The sequence below is a fragment of the Cupriavidus sp. 05N39 genome, assembly GCF_056397325.1.
Map to the genome: position 1 here is coordinate 1 of NZ_JBFTNE010000205.1, position 6,074 is coordinate 6,074.

8 protein-coding genes are annotated in these 6,074 nt (G+C 55.9%); 7 read left to right on the forward strand and 1 reads right to left on the reverse strand.

Annotation, left to right across the window (positions count from 1 at the left end; all coding sequences use genetic code 11):
• The first annotated feature begins 169 nt into the window (after positions 1 to 169).
• The 6 genes from AC1DN0_RS40360 (at position 170) to AC1DN0_RS40385 (ending at position 4,290) form a co-directional block, all read left to right on the forward strand.
• Positions 170 to 562 carry a type 2 periplasmic-binding domain-containing protein gene (locus AC1DN0_RS40360; RefSeq protein WP_477144475.1) on the forward strand — a complete coding sequence of 131 codons (393 nt, stop codon included), beginning with the start codon at positions 170 to 172 and terminating at the stop codon, positions 560 to 562.
• A gap of 57 nt (positions 563 to 619) precedes the next feature.
• Complete coding sequence (locus tag AC1DN0_RS40365; protein ID WP_441634786.1) at positions 620 to 1,312, forward strand: amino acid ABC transporter permease; 693 nt, start codon at positions 620 to 622, stop codon at positions 1,310 to 1,312.
• Between the two features lie 12 nt (positions 1,313 to 1,324).
• Entirely contained in the window at positions 1,325 to 1,945 is a 621-nt protein-coding gene (locus AC1DN0_RS40370; RefSeq protein WP_477146568.1) for an amino acid ABC transporter permease, read from the forward strand.
• A gap of 102 nt (positions 1,946 to 2,047) precedes the next feature.
• Entirely contained in the window at positions 2,048 to 2,776 is a 729-nt protein-coding gene (locus tag AC1DN0_RS40375) for an amino acid ABC transporter ATP-binding protein (protein WP_441634825.1), read from the forward strand.
• 60 nt (positions 2,777 to 2,836) lie between these two features.
• Positions 2,837 to 3,832, forward strand: coding sequence for a threonine ammonia-lyase (locus tag AC1DN0_RS40380; protein ID WP_441634788.1), 996 nt, complete (start codon positions 2,837 to 2,839; stop codon positions 3,830 to 3,832).
• Positions 3,829 to 4,290, forward strand: a complete 462-nt coding sequence (locus tag AC1DN0_RS40385) for a RidA family protein (protein ID WP_441634790.1) — start codon at positions 3,829 to 3,831, stop codon at positions 4,288 to 4,290. Before AC1DN0_RS40380 ends, AC1DN0_RS40385 begins: the two co-directional genes overlap by 4 nt.
• 220 nt (positions 4,291 to 4,510) lie before the next feature.
• On the opposite strand, the gene AC1DN0_RS40390 is transcribed toward AC1DN0_RS40385, so the two are convergent.
• The gene (locus AC1DN0_RS40390) at positions 4,511 to 5,434 is read right to left on the reverse strand and encodes a LysR family transcriptional regulator (protein ID WP_441634792.1); all 924 of its coding nucleotides are present in this window, start codon (positions 5,432 to 5,434) and stop codon (positions 4,511 to 4,513) included.
• A gap of 346 nt (positions 5,435 to 5,780) precedes the next feature.
• On the opposite strand from AC1DN0_RS40390, the gene AC1DN0_RS40395 reads away from it, so the two are divergent.
• A partial coding sequence (locus AC1DN0_RS40395; RefSeq protein ID WP_477146567.1) for a CoA transferase occupies positions 5,781 to 6,074 on the forward strand: 294 nt, incomplete at its 3' end.

The window sequence follows — 6,074 nt, forward strand, 5'->3', positions numbered from 1 at the left end:
TTCATCGTGCGACGATTCTCGGACTTCGCCTCATTCCATCTCACGCTACGCCGGAGTTGCTCTGCGCCTCCGGCAACCCGCGACGATTGCCGACGTCTCACCTCGAATAGCTCGCGACGCCGCTCCTCAAATAGCCCGGGACGTAACAGCTGACCTCGCGGGAAAGCGCGTGAGCGCGAATAAGGGGTCGACGTCGGAGATGGCCGTCAAGAAGACAGTCCCGACGGCAACAACCGTAACCTATCAGGACGCGCCCGCTGCCTTCTTGGCACTGCAGCAGGGCCGAGTGGACGGTTTGGCACTTGGCGAGATGATGTTGGTCAAATTGAAGATGCAGGCAGAGGCGACGACGCCCATCGAAATCCTCGAACCGCCGGTCATGCACGAATACTGGGGGCTTGGGATGCGCAAAGGGGAAGCCGGCTTCGCGAGTCACGTGAACGGAGTGCTGCAGTCGATGGAAAAATCGGGAGAGGCGACACGCATCTTCGACAAGTGGCTGGGCAGTGGCACGCAGTACAAGATGCGCCGCGACTTCAAAGTTGAGCCAATCAAAGGCTAACGACTTGTGGGCCGGCGTACGCCGGCCCTTCCCGAACACCCACTTGGCGCATTACCTATGAAGTTGGATTTCTCAATACTTTTGCAGGCCGAGTATCCACGCCTGATAGCAAGCGGAGTCGTGACGTGGCTAGAGCTAGCCACGCTATCCTGGTTGCTTGCGATTGTGCTCGGAACCGTCCTAGCGGTTGTCCGGTTGAGCAACAATCGCTGGGGGCAAGCGGCGGTGGCTGCCTATGTTGAGTATCACCAAAGCGTGCCCATCCTGGTGCAGGTGTTCCTCTGGTACTTTGGGCTTCCGACATTGCTTCCGGAGTCGGTCCAGATGTGGTTCAACACGAACAACAGTGAATTCGTCTTCGCCTTCATAGCCATCGGTCTCTGCATGGCAGCATATATGTCGGAGGACCTTCGGGGTGGAATTCGCTCGATATCCAAGGCACAGCTAGAGGCATCCCGCGCCCTGGGTATGACCTATCTCCAGGCTTGCCGGAAGGTCATACTGCCGCAGGCGGCACGAATCGCTTTGCCCCCGATGATTAGCCACACCGTCCTGCTCGTCAAGAACACCAGCCTTGCCATGACGATTGGGGTGGTAGAACTGACTTATGTGACGAGAGAGATTGAGAGCGCAACTTTTCGCACGGTCGAGGTCTATCTGTTCACGACCATCGCATACCTCGGTGTCTCTCTGCTAATCATGGCTGGCGGCTCTGCCCTTGAGCGCCACTATCGACTGAAGACGAGGTAAGCCGTGGACTCCATTATTTCAATTCTTTGCGAGAACGGCGAGATTCTGCTAATGGGGCAGTATTCTAACGGCCCCCTTGGGGGACTGGCTATTACGCTGCTACTTTCCCTGCTCGGTCTTCTGCTGGCGTTTCCGCTCGGGATTCTCGTTGCGCTCGCCCGTGTGTCACCCATAAGTTGGTTGAACAAACCTGCCGTCTGTCTTGTGTATCTCGTCCGTGGCGTTCCACTGCTCATGTTCATCTTCTGGGTGTATTTCTTTGTACCCATCTTGATTGGGCGGACAGTGAGCGGATTCACGACGATGCTGGTGACACTCGTCATCTATGAGGGCGCCTATATCTCAGAAATCATTCGCGCGGGCATAGAGGGTTTGCCGAAGGGACAGACGGAAGCAGCTCGTGCAGTCGGCCTCTCCTATATGCAGACAATGAGAAAGGTGGTCCTTCCCCAGGCACTGTACAACATGATTCCTTCGATGATTAGCCAGTTTGTCTCCATCATCAAGGACACGTCACTTGCTTATGTCATTAGCGTCAATGAACTGACTTTTGCTGCAAACCAGGTGAACAGCATACTTCGCGCGCTATGTAGAGCGCCGCATCACCAACAAGCGTACGGGCGTCCGTCGTGACGCTGCCTCCGTATCAGTGGTGTCGCCGGCAGTCGTCGTTGACTAATTTAACGGTCATTGGAGGTATTTTCAATGCAAAACAGTGCAGCATCTCAGATTCCAATGATTAATTTCAAACGCGTTAACAAATGGTACGGAAGCTATCACGCCCTCAACGACATAACTGCCGAGGTTGCACGGGGGGAGGTGATTGTTGTATGTGGCCCGTCCGGTTCGGGGAAGTCGACGCTGATTCGAACAGTAAACCGCCTGGAGGACATTCAGAAGGGGACGATTGAGTTTGGTGGACAGGACGTAAATTCGCCGGCACTCGACATCAACAAGTTCCGCAGTCACGTTGGTTTTGTCTTTCAAAGCTTCAATCTGTTTCCCCACTTGTCCGTGGCGGAAAATATTATGCTTGCCCCGATGTCTGTTCAAAAGAAGAAGAAATCGGATGCTCGGCAACGAGCCGCGCAATTGCTGGAACGCGTCGGCTTGGCGAGTAAGGCGGACTCTTATCCCGGGCAGCTTTCTGGGGGGCAGCAACAGCGTGTTGCCATTGCGCGCGCACTTGCTATGGACCCGCCAGCCATGCTGTTTGACGAGCCAACAAGCGCACTGGACCCGGAAATGGTGGGCGAGGTACTGCAGGTGATGAAGAGCCTTGCACGGGACGGGATGACAATGATGTGCGTCACGCACGAAATGAACTTCGCACGCGAGGTCGCTGACCGTGTTTGGTTCATGGACAACGGTTGCCTAGTCGAGAGCGGTAACCCAGACACCTTCTTTTCCAACCCGCAGAGTGACCGTGCCAAGAAGTTTTTGAGCGACCTGCGGACCCATTGATTTACCTTATCGGCTTGGCGCTTTAAGCGCATCTCGCTGAACAATCTGAGCGCATGTAGGATGAAACAATTCGATATCGCGGCCATACGGGCTGCCGCAGAACGTTTGTCTGGGTACATTATTCGGACCCCCATCATCGAATCGCCCATGCTGGATGAAGCGTGCGGCTGCAACGTATACGTGAAGGCCGAGCCGCTGCAGCGTACAGGTTCCTTCAAGATAAGGGGAGCGTTGAACAAGATGCTCTCTCTGAATGCGGAGGAACTTAGCAGAGGCGTAATTACATTTTCTGCTGGCAACCACGGTCAGGGAGTTGCCGCGGGTGCCAAGTTTATAGGATGCCCCGCCGTCATTGTTTTGCCGAAGACCGCGGCTGAAATCAAGATTGAGAGCTGCCGCTGGTGGGGAGCGGAGATTGTTTTGTATGACCAGCAGACGGAGGACCGCGAAATCGTAACACGTCACATCATGAAGGAGCGAGGACTGACCTTTATTTCGCCGTTCGATGACTATGACGTCATGGCAGGGCAAGGTACCGCCGGATTAGAGATTTGCGAGCAGTTGGAGGCGCGCGGGGTAGTGCCGGATGCCATCCTGGTCAACTGCAGTGGCGGCGGCCTTTCGTCGGGGGTAATCACGGCGGTGAAGGCAGTGTGGCCGAATGTTCGGGCGTACATTGTGGAGCCGGCCGGATATGAGAAGATGGCGCTGTCATTGGTGAGTGGTGTTCCCGAGAAGAACAGCTCAGTTCCAAAAACTGTGATGGATGCCATAGCCGGTCCCGTTGCGGGCACCAAGCCTCTCAGCGTACTCTTGCGTCACGATGTGAAGGCGCTGAGCGTGAACGACGATGAGGCGTTGTGCGCAGTAGCGACAGCATTCCGCCTGCTGAAGCTCGTCGTCGAGCCTGGTGGCGCAGCTTCGCTGGGGGCGCTGTTGGCGAGGAAGGCCGACCTGGTTGGGAAGAACGTTGTGGTTATCTGCTCTGGCGGAAATGTGGATGCTGGCGTGTACACGCGGGCAATAGTTGGGAGTACAGGGGGAAACAACTCATGAGTCCTGAAGAAAGACTCTTGGAACTTGGACTGGAACTCCCGGCGGCCTTACCCCCCAATGGCACATACGTGCCCTATCGGGTGGTCGGGAGCATGCTTTACCTGTCGGGCCATGGGCCTCGTCTACCCAACAATACCTATCGACTAGGCCGGCTGGATTCGCTGGAACAAGCGTCGGCGGCGTATGAGGATGCACGGCTTACGGCGTTGAACATGCTTGCGAGCATCAAGCTAGCTCTCGGGGACCTGAGTCGTGTGGAGGCAATAGTCAAGCTGTTGGGTATGGTGCATGCTACTCCGAGTTTCAAGAATCATTCCCGGGTCATCGATGGCTGCTCAGACCTTCTGGTGAGTATCTTTGGGGAGAAGGGGTTGCACGCCCGCTCGGCGGTTGGTATGAGCTCCCTTCCCCATGGAATGACGGTTGAAATCGAGGCAATCATCCAGATTCGTGAGTGAGCATGTTCCGTTCGTCTTGCGTCCCACGGAGTGGGGCAGGACTCCGGCAATGAGGTGCCGTCAGTCCTGCCCGATAAAAGCTTCTAAACCCTGAATGCTTCAAGGGCCATCAAAACACCATCCATGAACGCGGTGTTGTCGCGATGGATGTTTGCTGGTTGGGCGTGAGCGGAAGAGGGTGTATTGCCTTGGCGTGTTGTCATCAGGCGAGACCAGCCCCTCAGGCTACGCTTCCGCTCGGACTGCCCCCTGCGGCCTCCGCGACTTTGATAAGCTCGTCAATGAGGGCCTTCGCGCAGCTAGGAAGTCCATCCAATTCCCGAGCAATCACTACGCGCTCGCGTATAGCCCAAGGCTCGTCGAGTTCCAGGATTTCCAACTTCATCGTACGGCGATGGCGAAGGGTCGCCGATAGAGGAAGGATACCAATGCCAACCCCGGCTTCTATCATCCGGCACATGGCCTCAAAACTACGAACCTGAATTCGAATTTGCAGCTTACGCCGCTCGTCTCGGACGAGGTCGGTAAGGAAGGCGTGAAGTGTACTTCCTTCATGCATACTTACATGCTCATACTCAAGTGTATCAACAAGCGAAACGTTCGACCTTTCAATCAGGGGATGCCGAGCAGGAGTCACCAACACCAGCTTGTCCGTACTGAAATGGACGACCTCAAGACCCTCCGAGTTTAGCGGACCAGAGATGATTCCCAAATCGGCGCTAGCGTCCAACACCCCTCGAATAATGTCTCGCGTCTGGCGCTCTTGGAGGTCCACAGTGACCGCCGGCCGCTCTGCCATAAAGTGGGCGAGCACCTCGGGCATGAATTCCGTGACTGCGGTCGTATTTGCGAAGATGCGTATATGGCCAACTGAATCCTTGGAGAATTCCTCAAAGTCGCTGCGTACGTGTTCGAACTGGCGCTCGATGACCCGCGCATGCCGAAGAAGTCGCTCACCTGCGGGAGTCAGGGCCAGCCCTTTGCTTTCGCGATAGAAGAGCCGGGTTCCTAACTGGTCTTCCAGCGCCTTAAGTCTCGCACTAGCCGCAGCGGGGGATAAAAATGCCTTTTTCGCCCCACGAGATAGGTTTTCCTCCTCGGCGATGCGTGCGAACAGCCGGAGGTCGGCGAAATCAAAGTGCATGAGGTACTCCTTCAGCATAACTGTACCAAGGCGTCACTTTTGTCGCAAACTTTGTCCGAGGAATGCCCGCCGAGGTTACATGGTAGCTCTATCAAGCGCTGCTTTCGGTGGAGGCGAATGAGCGGTTCGAGAATTCGAGATTTACCGCAGGGCTCCGCGCTGCGAGACTAGCCTCCGTGCGCAGAAATGCATCTCTTACGAGATGCGGTTGATACCTGGCGGTAAAGCAGGATGCGCTGGCATCGCGTGGCGACTTCTACTGTAACGAGCAGCTGCCGCGTACCAAATTCTTTCGCCCGTTCCCGCTGTGGTAGGTCAGGCGAGGTACTTTCTTACTAAGGCTGCTATGCGTCCCCTTGATGGCATCACCGTTGTATCTCTAGAACATGCAATCGCAGCGCCCTTTTGCACCCGTCAGTTGGCCGACTTAGGTGCCCGGGTTATCAAGGTTGAGCGACCCAAGGTTGGCGATTTCGCCCGGGGTTATGACGAGCGCGTGGATGGCATGTCGTCGCATTTCGCGTGGACAAATCGCTCCAAGGAGAGTCTTGCTCTGGACCTCAAGCACCGCGAAGCGCCTGCCATCCTCCAGAAAATCCTCGATAAAGCGGATGTGCTTGTGCAGAACCTCGCCCCGGGC

Excerpts from the sequence above, each read along its gene's own strand:
- AC1DN0_RS40365 (WP_441634786.1), top strand. The coding sequence starts at position 620 with ATGAAGTTGGATTTCTCAATACTTTTGCAGGCCGAGTATCCACGCCTG.
- AC1DN0_RS40375 (WP_441634825.1), top strand. The coding sequence starts at position 2,048 with ATGATTAATTTCAAACGCGTTAACAAATGGTACGGAAGCTATCACGCC.
- AC1DN0_RS40380 (WP_441634788.1), top strand. The coding sequence starts at position 2,837 with ATGAAACAATTCGATATCGCGGCCATACGGGCTGCCGCAGAACGTTTG.
- AC1DN0_RS40385 (WP_441634790.1), top strand. The coding sequence starts at position 3,829 with ATGAGTCCTGAAGAAAGACTCTTGGAACTTGGACTGGAACTCCCGGCG.
- AC1DN0_RS40390 (WP_441634792.1), bottom strand. The coding sequence starts at position 5,434 with ATGCACTTTGATTTCGCCGACCTCCGGCTGTTCGCACGCATCGCCGAG.